Source organism: Serratia sp. HNCC26DJ206 (genome assembly GCF_057180605.1).
In genome coordinates this window covers 1-253 of the sequence record NZ_JBXUGP010000187.1, presented here as the reverse complement: position 1 = coordinate 253, position 253 = coordinate 1, and the positions used below count along the sequence as shown (strand labels likewise).

The 253-nt window shown below is 64.0% G+C and carries 1 protein-coding gene; it reads left to right on the top strand.

The features are described 5' to 3' along the window. On the top strand, positions 1 to 253 hold a 253-nt coding region (locus AC2A1E_RS24530), incomplete at both ends, for an Ig-like domain-containing protein (RefSeq protein ID WP_484385929.1).

Here is a 253-nt window from a genome sequence, read left to right as displayed (position 1 = left end):
AGCGGCGCCGGTGATTGGTTCGGTGGAAGACGATGTGGCCCCGCATACCGGTGCGCTGCAGAAAGGCGATGTCACCAATGACAACACCCCGACCCTGAAAGGGACGGCGTTGCCGGGCGGCACCGTCACGGTGTACGACAACGGCACGGCGATCGGCAGCACCACCGCTGATACCAACGGTGCGTGGAGCTTTACGCCATCCACCCCACTGGGTGAGGGTAACCACAACCTGACGGCGTCGGTGATGGACAGC